Raw genomic sequence first — 17003 nt, forward strand, 5'->3', positions numbered from 1 at the left:
GCCCCCCGCAGGGCGCTGAGACCCCCGACACGAAATTTCCCATCCTACGACCGGTGGACGCCCGCGTCCACCGGCCGTGTGGACACAACCGCGCTTCGGGCCTATGCTGGTTGTTTGCGTTGTCCCTCATTCTGCGTGCCTTCATATAGCGGTGGGCGCCCCCGGGGAGCGAACCAGCGGCACCGTCCGCTGGCCCTCGCACACCCGTACACCCGATCGGGTACTGCGCGATTCAACTGCAGGTCTGTGGAAGGAATCCATCTTGGTCGCCTCGAGCACCGATTCGAACGTAACCGCTAACCGACCGGCCGACGGGAACATCCCGCGCCGCATCTCCTTCGCCAAGATCCATGAACCGCTGGACGTGCCGAACCTGCTGGCCCTCCAGACGGACAGCTTCGACCGTCTCGTGGGCAACGAGCGGTGGCAGGCCCGCGTCCAGCAGGCCATCGAGACCGGGGAGCAGGGCATCGCCCGGACCTCCGGGCTGTCCGACATCTTCGAGGAGATCTCCCCGATCGAGGACTTCCAGGGCACCATGTCCCTGTCCTTCTCGGAGCCGGAGTTCTACGATCCGAAGTACACCATGGACGAGTGCAAGGACCGGGACGCCACGTACTCGGCGCCCCTGTACGTCAAGGCCGAGTTCATGAACAACAACACGGGCGAGATCAAGCAGCAGACCGTGTTCATGGGTGACTTCCCGCTGATGACCGAGAAGGGCACCTTCGTCATCAACGGCACCGAGCGTGTCGTCGTCTCCCAGCTGGTCCGCTCGCCCGGCGCCTACTTCGAGCGCGGCCAGGACCGCACCTCGGACAAGGACATCTACTCCGCGAAGATCATCCCCTCCCGCGGCGCCTGGTTCGAGCTCGAGATCGACAAGCGCGACCAGGTGGGCGTGCGCCTCGACCGCAAGCGCAAGCAGTCGGTGACCGTGCTGCTCAAGGCCCTCGGCTGGAGCGAGTCCCGCATCCTCGAGGAGTTCGGGGAGTTCGACTCCATCCGGGCGACCCTCGAGAAGGACACCGTCGAGTCCCGCGAGGACGCGCTGCTGGACATCTACCGCAAGCTGCGCCCGGGGGAGCCGCCCACGGTGGACGCCGCGCAGGCGCTGCTCGACAACATGTACTTCAACTCCAAGCGCTACGACCTCGCGAAGGTGGGCCGCTACAAGATCAACCGGAAGCTGGGCCTCGACAAGGCGTTCGAGGACGAGGACGCCTCCGTGCTCTCGGTCGACGACATCGTCGCGATGATCCGCTACCTCGTGACCCTGCACGCCGGCGGCAGCACCATGAAGGGCGTACGCGACGGCGAGCCGCGCGAGGTCGTCGTGGACGTCGACGACATCGACCACTTCGGCAACCGCCGCATCCGCGCCGTGGGGGAGCTGATCGAGAACCAGATCCGCACCGGCCTGTCCCGCATGGAGCGCGTGGTGCGCGAGCGCATGACCACCCAGGACGTGGAGGCGATCACCCCGCAGACCCTGATCAACATCCGTCCCGTCGTGGCGGCGATCAAGGAGTTCTTCGGCACCTCGCAGCTGTCGCAGTTCATGGACCAGAACAACCCGCTCGCGGGCCTGACCCACAAGCGCCGCCTGTCCGCGCTCGGCCCGGGTGGTCTGTCCCGCGACCGCGCCGGCATGGAGGTCCGTGACGTCCACCCGTCGCACTACGGCCGCATGTGCCCCATCGAGACCCCTGAGGGCTCCAACATCGGCCTCATCGGCTCGCTGGCGACCTACGGGCGGATCAACCCGTTCGGCTTCATCGAGACCCCCTACCGCAAGGTCGTCGACGGCCTGGTCACCGACGACGTCGAGTACCTCACCGCCGACGACGAGCGCGGCGTGACGATCGCCCAGGCCAACGCCCCGCTGGGCACGGACAACCGGTTCGCCGAGGACGCCGTGCTCGCACGCGCCGCCGACGGCTCGGGCGAGGCCGTGCTGGTCGACCCGACCGCCGTGCAGTTCATGGACGTCTCCCCGCGCCAGATGGTGTCCGTGGCGACCGCGCTCATCCCGTACCTGGAGCACGACGACGCCAACCGCGCGCTCATGGGCGCGAACATGCAGCGCCAGGCCGTGCCGCTGCTCGAGTCCGAGGCCCCGCTCGTGGGCACCGGCATGGAGCGCTACGCGGCCCTGGACGCCGGGGACTCCGTGCTGGCGCGCAAGGCCGGCGTGGTCGAGGAGGTCTCGGCGAACCTCGTGCGCGTGCTCAACGACGACGGGACGACCACGGTCTACCCGATCAACAAGTTCACGCGCTCCAACCCGGGCAACACGTACAACCAGCGGGTCATCGTCTCCGAGGGCGAGCGCGTCGAGGAGCGCTCGGTCATCGCCGACGGCCCCTCCACGGACCAGGGCGAGCTGGCCCTGGGCAAGAACCTGCTGGTCGCCTACATGTCCTGGGAGGGCCTCAACTACGAGGACGCCATCATCCTCTCCCAGCGCATGGTCTCGGAGGACGTGCTCACCTCGATCCACATCGAGGAGCACGAGATCGACGCCCGCGACACGAAGCTGGGCGCCGAGGAGATCACCCGCGACATCCCCAACGTGTCCGAGGAGGTGCTGTCCGCCCTCGACGAGCGCGGCATCATCCACATCGGCGCGGAGGTTCAGGCCGGCGACATCCTCGTGGGCAAGGTCACCCCGAAGGGCGAGACCGAGCTCACCCCGGAGGAGCGCCTGCTGCGGGCGATCTTCGGGGAGAAGTCCCGCGAGGTGCGCGACACGTCCCTGAAGGTGCCCCACGGCGAGTCCGGCACCGTCATCGGCGTGCGCGTCTTCGACCGCGACGACGAGGACGACGACCTGCCCGCGGGCGTCAACCAGGTGGTCCGGGTGTACGTGGCGCAGAAGCGCAAGATCACGGACGGCGACAAGCTCGCCGGCCGGCACGGCAACAAGGGCGTCATCTCGAAGATCCTGCCGCTGGAGGACATGCCGTTCCTCGAGGACGGCACCCCCGTGGACATCATCCTCAACCCGCTGGGCGTGCCCGGCCGCATGAACCTGGGGCAGGTCCTCGAGGTGCACACCGGCTGGCTCGCGAAGCAGGGCTGGAACATCGAGGGCGAGCCCGAGTGGCTCGACCGGCTGCCGAACTTCCCGAAGCAGTCCGGCCCCACGAACGTGGCCACCCCGGTGTTCGACGGCGCGCGCGAGGAGGAGATCTTCGACCTCCTCGACCACACCAACCCGACGCGGGACGGCGTGCGGCTGATCGACCGGTCCGGCAAGGCCCGGCTGTTCGACGGCCGCTCCGGCGAGCCGTTCCCGGACCCGGTGTCCGTGGGCTACCAGTACATCCTGAAGCTGCACCACCTCGTGGACGACAAGATCCACGCGCGCTCGACCGGCCCGTACTCCATGATCACCCAGCAGCCGCTGGGCGGTAAGGCGCAGTTCGGCGGTCAGCGCTTCGGCGAGATGGAGGTCTGGGCGCTGGAGGCGTACGGCGCCGCCTACACGCTGCAGGAGCTGCTGACGGTCAAGTCCGACGACGTGCACGGGCGCGTGAAGGTCTACGAGGCCATCGTGAAGGGCGAGAACATCCCCGAGCCGGGTGTCCCCGAGTCCTTCAAGGTCCTCATCAAGGAGATGCAGTCCCTGTGCCTGAACGTCGAGGTGCTCTCGGCGGACGGCAACGCCATCGAGATGCGCGATTCGGATGACGAGGTCTTCCGGGCGGCCGAGGAACTGGGCATCGATCTCTCGCACTCCGAGCCCAGCTCGGTCGAAGAGGTCTGATCCCTCTCGTTCCACCCCCGACGAGACGTCAACTTTTCCAGAGAAAGAGATAAAGGACCCTCATGTCCAACGAATCTTCACTAGGCCTCATGCGGATCGGTCTTGCGACCGCGGAGGACATCCGGACCTGGTCCTACGGCGAGGTCAAGAAGCCGGAGACCATCAACTACCGCACGCTCAAGCCCGAGAAGGACGGCCTGTTCTGCGAGAAGATCTTCGGTCCCACCCGGGACTGGGAGTGCTACTGCGGCAAGTACAAGCGCGTGCGCTACAAGGGCATCATCTGCGAGCGCTGCGGCGTGGAGGTCACCCGGGCCAAGGTGCGCCGTGAGCGCATGGGTCACATCGAGCTCGCCGCTCCCGTGACCCACATCTGGTACTTCAAGGGCGTGCCCTCGCGGCTGGGCTACCTGCTGGACCTCGCCCCGAAGGACCTGGAGAAGGTCATCTACTTCGCGGCGTACATGATCACGTCGGTGGACGAGGACGCCCGCCACGACGACCTGCCGAACCTGCAGGCCGCCGTGGACCGCGAGAAGGCGCAGATGGAGTCCACCCGCGACGCCGACATCGCCGCGATCGCCCGCGACCTCGAGACCGAGCTCGGCCGGGTCGAGGAGGAGGGCGGCAAGGCCGCGGAGAAGCGCAAGCTCCGCGACTCCGCCGACCGCCAGATGGCCAACGTGCGCAAGCGCGCCAACCTGGAGATCGACCGCCTCGAGCAGGTCTGGGACCGCTTCAAGAACCTCAAGGTCAACGACCTCGAGGGCGACGAGGCGCTCTACCGCGTCATGGTCGACCGCTACGGCATGTACTTCGAGGGCTCGATGGGCGCCGAGGCGATCAAGAAGCGCCTCGAGACCTTCGACCTCGAGGCGGAGGCCGAGTCCCTGCGGGAGACCATCGCCACCGGCAAGGGCCAGCGCAAGACCCGCGCCCTGAAGCGGCTCAAGGTCGTCAACGCGTTCCTGACCACGGACAACTCCCCGCTGGGCATGGTCCTGGACGCCGTCCCGGTGATCCCGCCGGAGCTGCGCCCGATGGTCCAGCTCGACGGCGGCCGCTTCGCCACGTCGGACCTCAACGACCTCTACCGGCGCGTGATCAACCGCAACAACCGGCTCAAGCGCCTGCTGGACCTCGGCGCCCCGGAGATCATCGTCAACAACGAGAAGCGCATGCTGCAGGAGGCCGTGGACTCCCTGTTCGACAACGGCCGCCGCGGCCGCCCGGTCACCGGGCCGGGCAACCGTGCGCTGAAGTCGCTGTCCGACATGCTCAAGGGCAAGCAGGGCCGCTTCCGGCAGAACCTGCTCGGCAAGCGCGTCGACTACTCCGGCCGCTCGGTCATCGTGGTGGGCCCGCAGCTGAAGCTGCACCAGTGCGGCCTGCCCAAGCAGATGGCGCTCGAGCTGTTCAAGCCGTTCGTGATGAAGCGGCTCGTGGACCTCAACCACGCGCAGAACATCAAGTCGGCCAAGCGCATGGTCGAGCGCTACCGCCCCCAGGTGTGGGACGTGCTGGAGGAGGTCATCACCGAGCACCCCGTGCTGCTCAACCGTGCCCCCACCCTGCACCGCCTGGGCATCCAGGCCTTCGAGCCGCAGCTCGTCGAGGGCAAGGCCATCCAGCTCCACCCGCTCGTGTGCGGCGCGTTCAACGCCGACTTCGACGGCGACCAGATGGCCGTGCACCTGCCCCTGTCCCCGGAGGCCCAGGCCGAGGCGCGCATCCTGATGCTGTCCTCGAACAACATCCTGAAGCCCTCGGACGGCAAGCCGATCGCCCTGCCCTCGCAGGACATGATCATCGGGCTGTACCACCTCACCACCGTCCGCGAGGGCGAGGAGGGGGAGGGCCGCTCGTTCTCCTCGGTGGCCGAGGCGATCATGGCCCACGACGCGGGGAGGCTGCACCTCAACGCGCTGTGCCGGATCGAGCTGGACCACTTCGTGCCGTTCGAGGGCTGGGAGGCCCCCGAGGGCTGGGAGCCGGGCCGGCCGGTGCTGGTGGAGACCACGCTGGGCCGCGTGCTGTTCAACGAGACGTTGCCCGAGGACTACCCCTGGGACGAGGCCGTCGCGGACAAGAAGCACCTGTCCGCGCTGGTCAACGACCTCGCGGAGCGGTACCCGATGGTCACCGTGGCGCACACGCTGGACGAGCTCAAGGACGCCGGGTTCCACTGGGCGGCCCGCTCGGGCGTGACCGTGGCGATCTCGGACATCGCGACCCCGCCGGAGAAGCCCGCCATCATGGAGGGCTACGAGGCGCAGGCCGCGAAGATCCAGGGCCAGTACGACCGCGGTCTGATCGACGACGACGAGCGCCGCTCGGAGCTCATCGACATCTGGACCAAGGCCACGGACGAGGTCGCCCAGGCGATGCAGGCGAACCTGTCCCCGCTGAACACCATCAACCGCATGGTGTCCTCCGGCGCCCGAGGCAACTGGATGCAGGTCCGCCAGATCGCCGGCATCCGCGGGCTCGTGTCCAACCCCAAGGGCGAGATCATGCCCCGCCCGATCAAGTCCTCCTACCGCGAGGGCCTGTCGGTGCTGGAGTACTTTATCGCGACCCACGGCGCCCGCAAGGGCCTGGCCGACACCGCGCTGCGCACGGCGAACTCGGGGTACCTGACCCGTCGTCTCGTCGACGTCTCCCAGGACGTCATCGTGCGGGAGGCGGACTGCATGACGGAGCGCGGCCTGAACCTGCCGCTCGCCGACGTGCAGGAGAGCGGCGCCCGCGTGCTGCACGAGGACATCGAGAACACCGTGCACGGCCGTGTGCTGGCGGTGGACGTGGTGGACGCCAACGGCGAGATCCTGGCCGAGGCCGGCACGGACCTCTCCGACGGGCTCATCAGCGCGCTCTTCGCGGGCGGGGCCGACACGGTGCGCGTGCGCTCCGTGCTGACCTGCGAGTCCGCGGTGGGCGTGTGCGCGGCGTGCTACGGCCGCTCGCTGGCCTCCAACCAGCTGGTGGACATCGGCGAGGCCGTGGGCATCATCGCCGCGCAGTCGATCGGCGAGCCGGGCACCCAGCTCACGATGCGCACCTTCCACACCGGTGGCGTGGCGTCCTCGGACGGCGACATCACCCAGGGTCTGCCCCGTATCCAGGAGCTCTTCGAGGCCCGCACGCCCAAGGGCGTCGCACCGATCTCGGAGGTCGCCGGGCGGGTCAGCATCGAGGACACCGAGAAGGCCCTGAAGCTCGTCGTGACCCCGGACAACGGGGACGAGGCGATCGGGTACCCGGTGCTGCGCCGCGCGAAGCTGCTCGTGACCGAGGGCGACCACGTGGAGGTCGGCCAGCAGCTGGTCTCCGGCGCCGTCGACCCGAAGGAGGTGCTGCGCATCCGCGGTCCGCGGCAGGCGCAGAAGCACCTCGTGGACGAGGTGCAGCGCGTGTACCGCTCCCAGGGCGTGGGCATCCACGACAAGCACGTCGAGGTCATCGTGCGGCAGATGCTGCGCCGGGTGACGATCATCGAGTCCGGCGAGACGGACCTGCTGCCGGGCGAGCTCGTCGAGAACGTCCGCTTCCTGGAGGCCAACCGCAAGGCCGTGGCCGAGAGCAACCGCCCGGCCGCCGGCCGTCCGGAGCTCATGGGCATCACCAAGGCCTCGCTGGCCACCGACTCGTGGCTGTCGGCCGCGTCCTTCCAGGAGACCACCCGCGTGCTCACGCAGGCGGCCATGGAGGGCAAGTCCGACCCGCTGGTGGGCCTCAAGGAGAACGTGATCATCGGCAAGCTGATCCCGGCCGGCACCGGGCTCGCGCGGTACAACAACATCGACGTGGAGCCGACGGACGAGGCGAAGGCCTCGCTGTTCACGGAGCCGGGCTCGTTCACGGACTTCAGCTACGCGGAGGAGAACTCCGCGCCCGCCGAGTTCCAGGCGATCCCGCTGGAGGACTACGACTTCGGCTCCAACTGAGGTCGGCGCCCCGAAGGGCGTGATCGCGTACGTGATCACCACGGCAGCCCCGTTCCGGAAGAATCGTCTTCCGGAGCGGGGCTGCCCCCGTTCCACGGCAGGTCACGGCGCCCGGCCGCGGACCAGGAAGGAGCCCGAGGAGGGACCATGGCGAACTCACCCACCGGGGAGTCCGTGCTCGAGCGGGCGGACCGGATCCTCGCGGCCTTCACGGCCGAGGAGTCCCGGCTGACGGGGGGCCGGATCGCGGCCCTCGCCGGGCTGCCGCCGGCCACCGCGCACCGGCTCGCCCGGGACATGGCCCGCCAGGGCTGGCTCGAGCGGGTGGAGGGCGGGCACTACGTGATCGGCACCCGGCTGTGGGAGCTGGCCAGCCGCTCCTCGCGCGAGCTCGGGCTGGCGCGCGCCGCCCGCCCCTTCATGGGCGACATCCACGCGGTGCTGCGCCAGCACGTGCAGCTCGGCATCGTGGAGGGCCGCGAGGTGCTGCTCGTGGAACGGCTCTCCCACCCCCGGGCGGTGCCCGTCCGGTCGGAGGTGGCGGGCCGGCTGCCGCTGCACCTCTCGGCCACGGGCCTCGTCCTGCTGGCGTACGCTCCGCAGGACTACCAGGAGGAGTACCTGCAGGGGCCCCTCGCCGCGTTCACCGAGCTCTCGCCGACGGACCCCGGGGTGCTGGCCGCCGAACTCGAGCGGATCCGCGGCGCGGGCCACGCCCTGCAGACCGGCTACCTCGAGGCCGGCACGGCGGGCATCGCCGTTCCCGTGCGCGGGCGCGGCGACCAGGTGGTGGCGGGGCTGGGCGTGATCACCCCCGCGGGGGACCCGGCCGCGCGCGCCGGGGCGATCGTCCAGGCGCTGCACACCGCGGCGCACGGCATCCGCCGGACGCTGCGGGACGCGCCCCGCTGAGGCGGGCCGCCGGACCGGCTCAGCGGGGCGCCCCGCGCTCACCGCCCTCGCTCGCCGTGCCGGGCATCCCGTTCAACGGGACCATTGTGGTGCCCCCCACAGGCCACTGGGACACTGGACACGATGTCCGTCGTCCCACCAGGAGCACCCATGAGCGCACAGCGCACCGTTCTCAGCACGCAGGTCGGCATCGTCGGCGGCGGTCCGGCCGGGCTGATGCTCGCCCACCTGCTCGGCCGCGCCGGCATCGACAGCATCGTCGTCGAGAAGCGGGACAAGGACACGATCCACGCCACCCACCGAGCCGGCATCCTGGAGGCGCCCACCGTGCGGATGCTGGTCGACGAGGGGGTCGACGGACGGGTGCTCACGGAGGGCCACGAGCACGAGGGCACCGTGCTGCGCTTCGAGGGCGAGAGCCACCGGATCGACTTCAAGAGGCTGGTCGGCGAGTCCGTGTGGCTCTACCCGCAGAACGAGGTGTTCCTGGACCTGGCCAACGCCCGGGAGCGCGACGGCGGCGACGTCCGCTGGTCCGTCACGGACACCGAGGTGGTCGACCTGACCACCGACCGGCCGGGGATCCGGTTCACCGACGCCGCGGGCGAGGACCTCGAGGTCCGCTGCGAGATCCTCGTGGGCGCCGACGGCTCGCAGAGCATCTGCCGCCGGGCGATCCCGGAGGACGAGCGCACCGACAACTTCATCGAGTACCCCTTCGCCTGGTTCGGGATCCTCGCCGAGGCCCCGCCGAGCGCCCCGGAGCTGATCTACTCGAACTCCGAGCACGGTTTCGCCCTGGTCTCCCAGCGCAGCGAGACCGTCCAGCGGATGTACTTCCAGTGCGACCCGAACGAGGACGTCGACGACTGGGACGACGAGCGGATCTGGGCCGAGCTCCAGCGCCGGGTCGAGGGCCCGGACGGGCTCCGGCTCCAGGAGGGCCCCATCTTCGACAAGACCGTGCTGAAGTTCCGCTCCTACGTGTGCGAGCCCCTGCGCCACGGCAACCTGTTCCTCGTCGGCGACGCCGGCCACACCGTTCCCCCGACCGGCGCCAAGGGCCTGAACCTCGCGTTCTGCGACGTCCGCGCGCTCGCCCCGGCCCTCGTGGAGTTCTTCCGCACGGGCGACGGCACCGGGCTGGCCGGCTACTCGGCCACGGCGCTGGAGCGCGTGTGGAAGGCGCAGAACTTCTCCTACTGGGCCACCCACCTCATGCACACCCAGCCGGGGGAGAACCCCTTCAACCAGAAGCGCCGGCGCGGCGAGTTCAGGGCGATCACCGGCTCCGAGCGCGGCGCCGCCTACTTCGCGGAGTCCTACACGGGCTGGCCCGACGAGCACTGACCACCGGCCCCCTGCACTGTGACCCCACAATAAGTTCGCACAACGAACACTTGTGCGAATGCTGCACTGGATGCGCTAGCCTCGGAGAGTTCGCCGCGGACGCGCCGACCACCCCGGGCAGCGCGCCCGCCGGTGCGGCAGCCACCTCGCAACCAAGGAGTTGAACCATGACCGACCAGGACCAGGGGCCGGAGGAGTCCTTCGTGCACCTCACCCCCAAGGGCCCCGACGACGCGGCGGACACGCAGGCCGACCTCGACCGCGAGATGGCGCAGATCAGCGCCGACTACGCCGGGTCCGGCCGCACCGAGACGCAGCCGCGACTCGACTACGCGCCCTACCGCAGCTCGATCCTGCGCCACCCCACCAAGGACCTGCACCACGCGGACCCGGAGACCATCGAGCTGCACGCCCCCGCCTTCGGCGAGCGGGACGTCCACCGGCTCGAGTCGGACCTCACCGTCCAGTCGGGCGGGGAGCCCATCGGCGAGCGGATCAAGATCCGCGGCCGGGTCCTCGACGGCGACGGCCGGCCCGTGCGCCGCCAGCTCGTGGAGATCTGGCAGGCCAACGCGGCCGGACGCTACATCCACAAGCGGGACCAGCACCCCGCCCCCATCGACCCGAACTTCACGGGCGTGGGGCGGTGCCTGACCGGCGACGACGGCTCCTACGAGTTCGTCACCATCAAGCCCGGTCCGTACCCCTGGAAGAACCACCGCAACGCCTGGCGGCCCGCGCACGTGCACTTCTCCCTGTTCGGCACGGACTTCACCCAGCGGATGATCACCCAGATGTACTTCCCCTCGGACCCGCTGTTCGCGCTGGACCCGATCTTCCAGTCGATCGTGGACCCGAAGGCCCGTCAGCGCCTCGTGGCCGCGTACGACCACGACGCGTCCGAGCACGAGTGGCTGCTCGGCTACACCTGGGACATCGTGCTCAGCGGCTCGAACCGCACCTGGACGGAAGGCGACTCCAATGTCTGAGACCCCGGCTACACCTGCGCTCCCGGCCACCCCCGGCCAGACCATCGGGCCGTTCTACGGCTACGCGCTGCCCTACGAGAAGGGCGAGCTGCTGGTCCCGCTCGGGCACCCTCAGGCGGTGCGCCTGCACGGCACGGTCACGGACGGCCACGGCGACCTCGTGCCGGACGCCATGCTCGAGATCTGGCAGGCCGACGGCAACGGCGACGTCCCCACCGCGACCGGCTCGCTCGTGCGCGACGGCTACACCTTCACCGGCTTCGGCCGCACGTCCGTCGACAACGAGGGCCACTACACCTTCACGACCGTGGACCCGGGCCCGACCGAGCCCGGCAAGGCGCCGTTCATCACCCTGACCGTCTTCGCCCGGGGCGTGACGAACCGGCTGTTCACGCGCATCTACCTGCCGGAGGACACCGAGGCCCTCGCCGACGACCCGCTGCTGCGCTCCCTGCCCGAGGACCGCCGCCGCACCCTCGTCGCCGAGCGCGAGGCCGACGGCTCCCTGCGCTTCGACCTCCGGCTGCAGGGCGAGGGGGAGACCGTCTTCCTCACCTACCCGAACCTCGAGCAGTGACCGGTCCGTGCGGGAGCCCCGGCCGGGGCCCCCGCACGGCGCCGCCGGCCACGACGGACCGCCCGACGAACGACGCAGGAGGACGCGCATGACCGACGCCGGGCTGCTCCGCCCCGGAGCCCACCGGGGCGACGCGCACACCGACGACACCGCGGTGCTCCAGGCGCTGCTCGACGTCGAGGCCGCCTGGGTCGCCGCGCAGGCGGCCACCGGGCTCGCCCCGCGCGCCGCCGCCGGGTCCGCCCGTGCGGCCGCCCGTGCGTCCGACTACGACGCCGGGGACATCGCCCGGCGTGCCGAGGGCGGCGGCAACCCGGTCATCCCGCTGCTCGCCGACTACCGGCGCCGGCTGGGGGACCTCGACCCCGACGCCGTGCGCTTCGTGCACCGCGGTCTGACCAGCCAGGACGTCATGGACACCGCCATGATGCTGCTGGCCCGCCGCGCCGCCGTCCCCCTGACCCAGCAGCTGTCGGCCACCGCGGACGCCCTGGCCGGCCTGGCGGAGGCCCACCGCGGCTCGGTCCAGGCCGCCCGCACCCTGACGCAGCACGCGCTGCCCACCACCTTCGGCCTCAAGGCCGCCGGCTGGCTCGCCGGGCTGCAGGACCTCGAGGCGGACCTCGCCGGTCTCGCCCGGCTGCCGGTGTCCTGCGGCGGCGCCGCCGGCACCCTCGCCGGGAGCCTCGCCCTCTTCCCGGGGGCCGCCGACGCCGCCGAGCAGGCCGTCGAGCTCGCCCGCCGCTGGGCCGACGAGCTCGGGCTGGGCCTGCCGCCGCACGTGTGGCACACCACCAGACGGCCGGTGCTGCGCACCGCCGAGACCTTCGGGGCCGTCTGCGCCGCCCTGGGGCGGATCGCCAACGACGTCCTGCTGCTCTCCCGCCCCGAGCTCGGCGAGCTGCGGGAGCCGGCCGCCGAGGGGCGCGGCGTGTCCTCCGCGATGCCGCAGAAGCAGAACCCGGTGCTCTCCGTGCTGCTCAAGCGCACCGCCCTGACCGCGCCGCAGCTCGTGGCCCAGCTCCACGTCGCCGCCGCCCAGTACGTCGACGAGCGCCCCGACGGTGCCTGGCACACGGAGTGGCCGGCGCTGCGGGAGCTCGCCCGGCTCGCCGTCGCGGCGTCGTCGCACGCCGCCGAGCTCACGGCGGGGCTCACCGTGGAGACCGCCCGGATGCGGGCCAACCTGGACGCGTCCGGGCCCGCGGTGCTCGCCGAGCGGATCAGCGCGGTGCTCGCCCCCCTGCTGCCACCCGCCGCCGGCGGTGCCACGGGCGCGCAGCGCGTGCAGGCGGTGGTGCGCGAGCACGCGACCGACCGGCCGGGCATGCTCGACGCGCTCGTGGGCCTCGCCGCCGGCACCGCCCTGGCGGACGGCACCCCCGTGGACCGGGGCGTCGTGGCCGGTCTGCTCGACCCCGCCGGATACCTCGGCGCCAACGACCTGCTGATCGACCGCGTCCTCGAGCGCCACCGCCGCTCCGCGCACGAGCGGCCGTCCACGCCCCGGACCCCCCCAGGAGCCCCAGCATGACCGTCCCCGTCCTGACCCTCGTCGAGTTCTCGACCCGCCGGGCCCCGTCGCCGCAGGCGCCCCTCGTGGTGCTCGGTCCCGGGCTCGGCACCTCCGCCGCCTCGCTGTGGTCCGCCGTGGCGCACCGACTGGAGGGGGATCTCCGCGTGGTCGGCTGGGACCTCCCCGGCCACGGCGGCTCCGCGCCCGCCGGCGAGCCGTTCGGCACCGCGGAGCTGGCGCAGGCCGTGCTCGAGGCCGTGGACCGCTACCGCACCGCCGCGGGCCTGGAAACCGGAGAACCGTTCTACTACGCGGGCACCTCCCTCGGCGGCTTCGTGGGCCTCCGGCTGCTGCTCGACGCGCCGCACCGGCTGCGCGCGGCCGTGCTGGTGGGCACCGCCGCGCGGGAGGGCGAGCCCGCCGTATGGACCGAGCGCGCGCAGCTCGTGGCCGCCGCCGGCACGCCCACCCAGGTCGTGGGCTCCGCGCAGCGGTGGTTCGCCCCGGGATTCCTGGAACGGGACCCGGTCACGGCCACGGAGCTGCTGCACGACCTCCAGGACGCGGACCGGCTCTCGTACGCCCGGGCCTGCGAGGCCCTCGCCGGCTCCGACACGGACGGGCGCCTCGGCACCGGGGACGTACCCGTGCTCGCGGTGGTCGGCGCGCACGACGTCGCCACGCCGCCCGGCGCCGTGGCGGAGCTGGCCGCGGCGACCGGCGGCCGTCTCGTGGTCGTCGAGGGCGCGGGCCACCTCGTGCCCGCCGAGCGCCCGCAGGACGTGGCGCGACTGCTGGACGAGCACGTCCGCGCCCACCCCATGACCTCCGAAGGAGCACGAGCATGAGCACCAACCCCCGGCGCACCGAGCAGGAGGCGCACGCGGACGGCATGGCGGTGCGCCGCGAGGTGCTCTCCGACGCCCACGTGGACCGCGCCGAGGCCGGCAAGGACGCCTTCACCGCCGAGTTCCAGGACTTCATCTGCCGCTACGCGTGGGGCGAGATCTGGACCCGTCCCGGACTGGACCGGAGGATGCGCAGCGCCGTGACCCTGACCGCGCTGATCGCGGCCGGGCACTGGGAGGAGTTCGAGATGCACGTGCGCGCCGCCCTGCGCAACGGCCTGCAGCGGGACGAGATCAAGGAGATCCTGCTGCAGTCGGCCATCTACCTGTCCGTGCCCTCCGCCAACAACGCGTTCAAGCACGCCAAGCAGGTCCTCGACGCCCTCGACGCCGAGGGCTCCGGCGGCCCCCGGCCCCCGGCCTCCTGATCCCCGTCCCCACCCCCGTGACCGACCTGCAACGACGCAAGTGAGGAAGACCATGACCCAGGCCTACATCTACGACGCCGTGCGCACCCCGTTCGGCCGCTTCGGCGGCGCCCTGGCGGGCGTGCGCCCCGACGACCTGGCTGCCCTGGTGATCGGCGAGCAGGTGAAGCGCGCGCCCGGGCTGGACCCGGCCATGATCGACGAGGTCGTGCTCGGCAACGCCAACGGGGCCGGCGAGGAGAACCGCAACGTCGCCCGGATGGCCACCCTGCTCGCGGGGCTGCCTGTGGAGCTGCCCGGCACCACCGTCAACCGCCTGTGCGGGTCCTCCCTGGACGCCGCGATCATCGCGTCCCGGCAGATCGACGCCGGCGAGGCCGATCTGATGCTCGTCGGCGGTGTCGAGTCCATGAGCCGGGCCCCCTGGGTGCTCCCGAAGACGGAGAAGCCCTATCCGGCCGGGGACATGACCCTGGCCTCGACCACGCTCGGCTGGCGGCTCGTCAACCAGCGGATGAAGCCGGAGTGGACCGTGTCCCTGGGCGAGGCCACCGAGCAGCTCGCCGAGCGGCACGGCATCACCCGCGAGCGGATGGACGAGTTCGCGTTCCGCTCCCACCAGCTCACCCAGCAGGCGTGGGACGAGGGCTTCTACGACGACCTCACCGTGACGGTGCCCGGCACCGAGCTGACCCGCGACGAGTCCGTCCGCGCGTCCTCGACCGTCGAGAAGCTGGGCGGGCTCAGGACCGTCTTCCGCCCGGCGGAGCAGGGCGGCACGGTCACCGCCGGCAACGCCTCGCCGCTCAACGACGGCGCGTCGGCGGCCCTGCTGGGCTCCGAGAAGGCCGCCGAGCTGACCGGCCTGCAGCCCCTCGCACGCATCGCCGGGCGGGGTGCGGCGGCCAACGAGCCGCAGTTCTTCGGCTTCGCGCCGGTCGAGGCCGCGAACCTCGCCCTGCGCCGCGCGGGCATCACCTGGGCGGACGTCGCGGCCGTCGAGCTCAACGAGGCCTTCGCCGCCCAGTCGCTGGCGTGCCTCGACGCGTGGGGGATCGACCCCGCCATCGTCAACCGGCACGGCGGCGCCATCGCCATCGGGCACCCCCTCGGGGCCTCCGGCACCCGCATCCTCGGCACGCTGGCGAAGTCCCTGCAGGCCTCCGGGGCGCGCTGGGGCGTGGCCGCCATCTGCATCGGCGTGGGCCAGGGCCTCGCCGTCGTGCTCGAGAACCAGAACGCCTGAGACCCCCGGGGGACCCCGGCGGGACAGACCACCGAAGAGAGGCACATCGCATGCTGCACATCGCAGAGAGCTGCGCGCAGGCCGTGGCCGGCATCCACGACGGCGCCACCGTCATGATCGGCGGCTTCGGCGTGGCCGGCCAGCCCGTCGAGCTGATCGACGCGCTGATCGTCCACGGCGCCACCGACCTGACGGTCGTCAACAACAACGCCGGCAACGGCGACGTGGGCCTGGCGCGGCTCATCCAGCTCGGGCGCGTCCGGCGGATCATCTGCTCCTTCCCGCGCCAGTCCGACTCGTGGCACTTCGACGAGAAGTACCGGGCCGGGCAGATCGAGCTCGAGGTCGTCCCGCAGGGCAACCTCGCCGAGCGGATCCGCGCCGCCGGCGCCGGCATCGGCGGGTTCTTCACCCCCACCGGCTACGGCACCCCGCTGGCCGAGGGCAAGGAGGTCCGCGAGATCGACGGCCGGCACTACGTGCTCGAGCACCCCATCAAGGCCGACTTCTCCCTGACCAAGGCGCACGTCGCGGACCGGGCCGGCAACCTCGTCTACCGCAAGACCGCGCGCAACTTCGGCCCCATCATGGCCGCCGCCGCCACGACCTCCATCGTGCAGGTCGCGGAGGTGGTCGAGCGCGGCCGCCTGGACCCCGAGGTCGTCGTGACCCCGGGCATCTACGTGGACACCGTCGTGCGGATCGACGCCCCCGCCCGGACCGACCCCCGAGAGGACATCTGAGATGAGCGAGAACACCGTCGAGACCGTGCCCAGGACGTCCGGGACCCCGCTGACCCCCGAGGAGCTGGCCCGCGTGGTGGCCCGCGACATCCCCGCCGGCTCCTACGTCAACCTCGGCATCGGCCAGCCCACCCTGGTCTCCAACTACCTGAGCGCCGAGGACGACGTCACCCTGCACACCGAGAACGGCATGCTGGGCATGGGCCCCGAGGCCCACGGCGAGGAGGTCGACGCCGACCTGATCAACGCCGGCAAGATCCCCGTGGTCGAGACCCCGGGCTGCTCCTACTTCCACCACGCGGACTCCTTCGCCATGATGCGCGGCGGGCACCTGGACTGCTGCGTGCTCGGCGCCTTCCAGGTGGACCGCCGCGGCAACCTCGCCAACTGGCACACGGGCAGGCCGGACGCGATCCCCGCCGTGGGCGGGGCCATGGACCTGGCCACGGGTGCGAAGATGACCTTCGTGATGATGTCCCTGCAGACGAAGAAGGGCCAGTCCAAGCTCGTGGAGCAGTGCACCATGCCGCTCACCGGCGTGGCCTGCGTCTCCCGGATCTACACCGACCAGGCCGTGTTCCTCATCGAGGCCGACGGCGTGGCGGTGCGCGAGACCTTCGGCACGAGCTTCGCCGAGCTCCAGCAGATCGTCGACGTCCCGCTGCGGCCCGCCCG

The 17003-nt window shown here is 71.3% G+C and carries 12 protein-coding genes; all 12 read left to right on the plus strand.

The annotated features are described in order from the left end of the window. Positions 1 to 262: 262 nt before the first annotated feature. On the plus strand, positions 263 to 3772 hold the full coding sequence (gene rpoB / locus ABD220_RS01965; protein ID WP_344119354.1) for a DNA-directed RNA polymerase subunit beta: 3510 nt from the start codon (positions 263 to 265) through the stop codon (positions 3770 to 3772). A 62-nt stretch (positions 3773 to 3834) separates the two neighbouring features. Further along, entirely contained in the window at positions 3835 to 7719 is a 3885-nt protein-coding gene (locus tag ABD220_RS01970; RefSeq protein ID WP_344119356.1) for a DNA-directed RNA polymerase subunit beta', read from the plus strand. A 147-nt stretch (positions 7720 to 7866) separates the two neighbouring features. Next, entirely contained in the window at positions 7867 to 8631 is a 765-nt protein-coding gene (locus ABD220_RS01975) for an IclR family transcriptional regulator (RefSeq protein WP_344119357.1), read from the plus strand. Positions 8632 to 8781: 150 nt separating this feature from the next. Next, on the plus strand, positions 8782 to 9981 hold the full coding sequence (locus ABD220_RS01980; RefSeq protein ID WP_344119359.1) for a 4-hydroxybenzoate 3-monooxygenase: 1200 nt from the start codon (positions 8782 to 8784) through the stop codon (positions 9979 to 9981). A 167-nt stretch (positions 9982 to 10148) separates the two neighbouring features. Beyond that, entirely contained in the window at positions 10149 to 10970 is an 822-nt protein-coding gene (gene pcaH / locus ABD220_RS01985) for a protocatechuate 3,4-dioxygenase subunit beta (RefSeq protein ID WP_344119361.1), read from the plus strand. Then, positions 10963 to 11547 (plus strand): protocatechuate 3,4-dioxygenase subunit alpha, encoded by a 585-nt coding sequence (gene pcaG / locus ABD220_RS01990; RefSeq protein ID WP_344119362.1) that lies wholly within the window; start codon positions 10963 to 10965, stop codon positions 11545 to 11547. The genes pcaH and pcaG overlap by 8 nt, the downstream gene beginning before the upstream one ends. A gap of 88 nt (positions 11548 to 11635) precedes the next feature. Further along, entirely contained in the window at positions 11636 to 13081 is a 1446-nt protein-coding gene (locus tag ABD220_RS01995) for a lyase family protein (protein WP_344119364.1), read from the plus strand. After that, positions 13078 to 13911 (plus strand): alpha/beta fold hydrolase, encoded by an 834-nt coding sequence (locus ABD220_RS02000; RefSeq protein WP_344119366.1) that lies wholly within the window; start codon positions 13078 to 13080, stop codon positions 13909 to 13911. The genes ABD220_RS01995 and ABD220_RS02000 overlap by 4 nt, the downstream gene beginning before the upstream one ends. After that, the gene (gene pcaC, locus ABD220_RS02005; RefSeq protein ID WP_344119368.1) at positions 13908 to 14339 is read left to right on the plus strand and encodes a 4-carboxymuconolactone decarboxylase; all 432 of its coding nucleotides are present in this window, start codon (positions 13908 to 13910) and stop codon (positions 14337 to 14339) included. The genes ABD220_RS02000 and pcaC overlap by 4 nt, the downstream gene beginning before the upstream one ends. Before the next feature lie 52 nt (positions 14340 to 14391). Further along, positions 14392 to 15585 carry a thiolase family protein gene (locus tag ABD220_RS02010; protein WP_344119370.1) on the plus strand — a complete coding sequence of 398 codons (1194 nt, stop codon included), beginning with the start codon at positions 14392 to 14394 and terminating at the stop codon, positions 15583 to 15585. 50 nt (positions 15586 to 15635) lie between these two features. After that, a complete protein-coding gene (locus ABD220_RS02015) occupies positions 15636 to 16328 on the plus strand; it encodes a 3-oxoacid CoA-transferase subunit A (protein ID WP_344119371.1) in 693 nt (230 codons plus the stop codon). A gap of 1 nt (position 16329) precedes the next feature. Continuing rightward, positions 16330 to 17003 (plus strand): 3-oxoacid CoA-transferase subunit B (locus tag ABD220_RS02020; RefSeq protein WP_344119373.1); only part of this gene is annotated, 674 nt, incomplete at its 3' end.

Origin of the sequence: Kocuria aegyptia, from assembly GCF_039530085.1 — a bacterium.
GTDB classification, from domain to species: Bacteria; Actinomycetota; Actinomycetes; order Actinomycetales; family Micrococcaceae; genus Kocuria; species Kocuria aegyptia.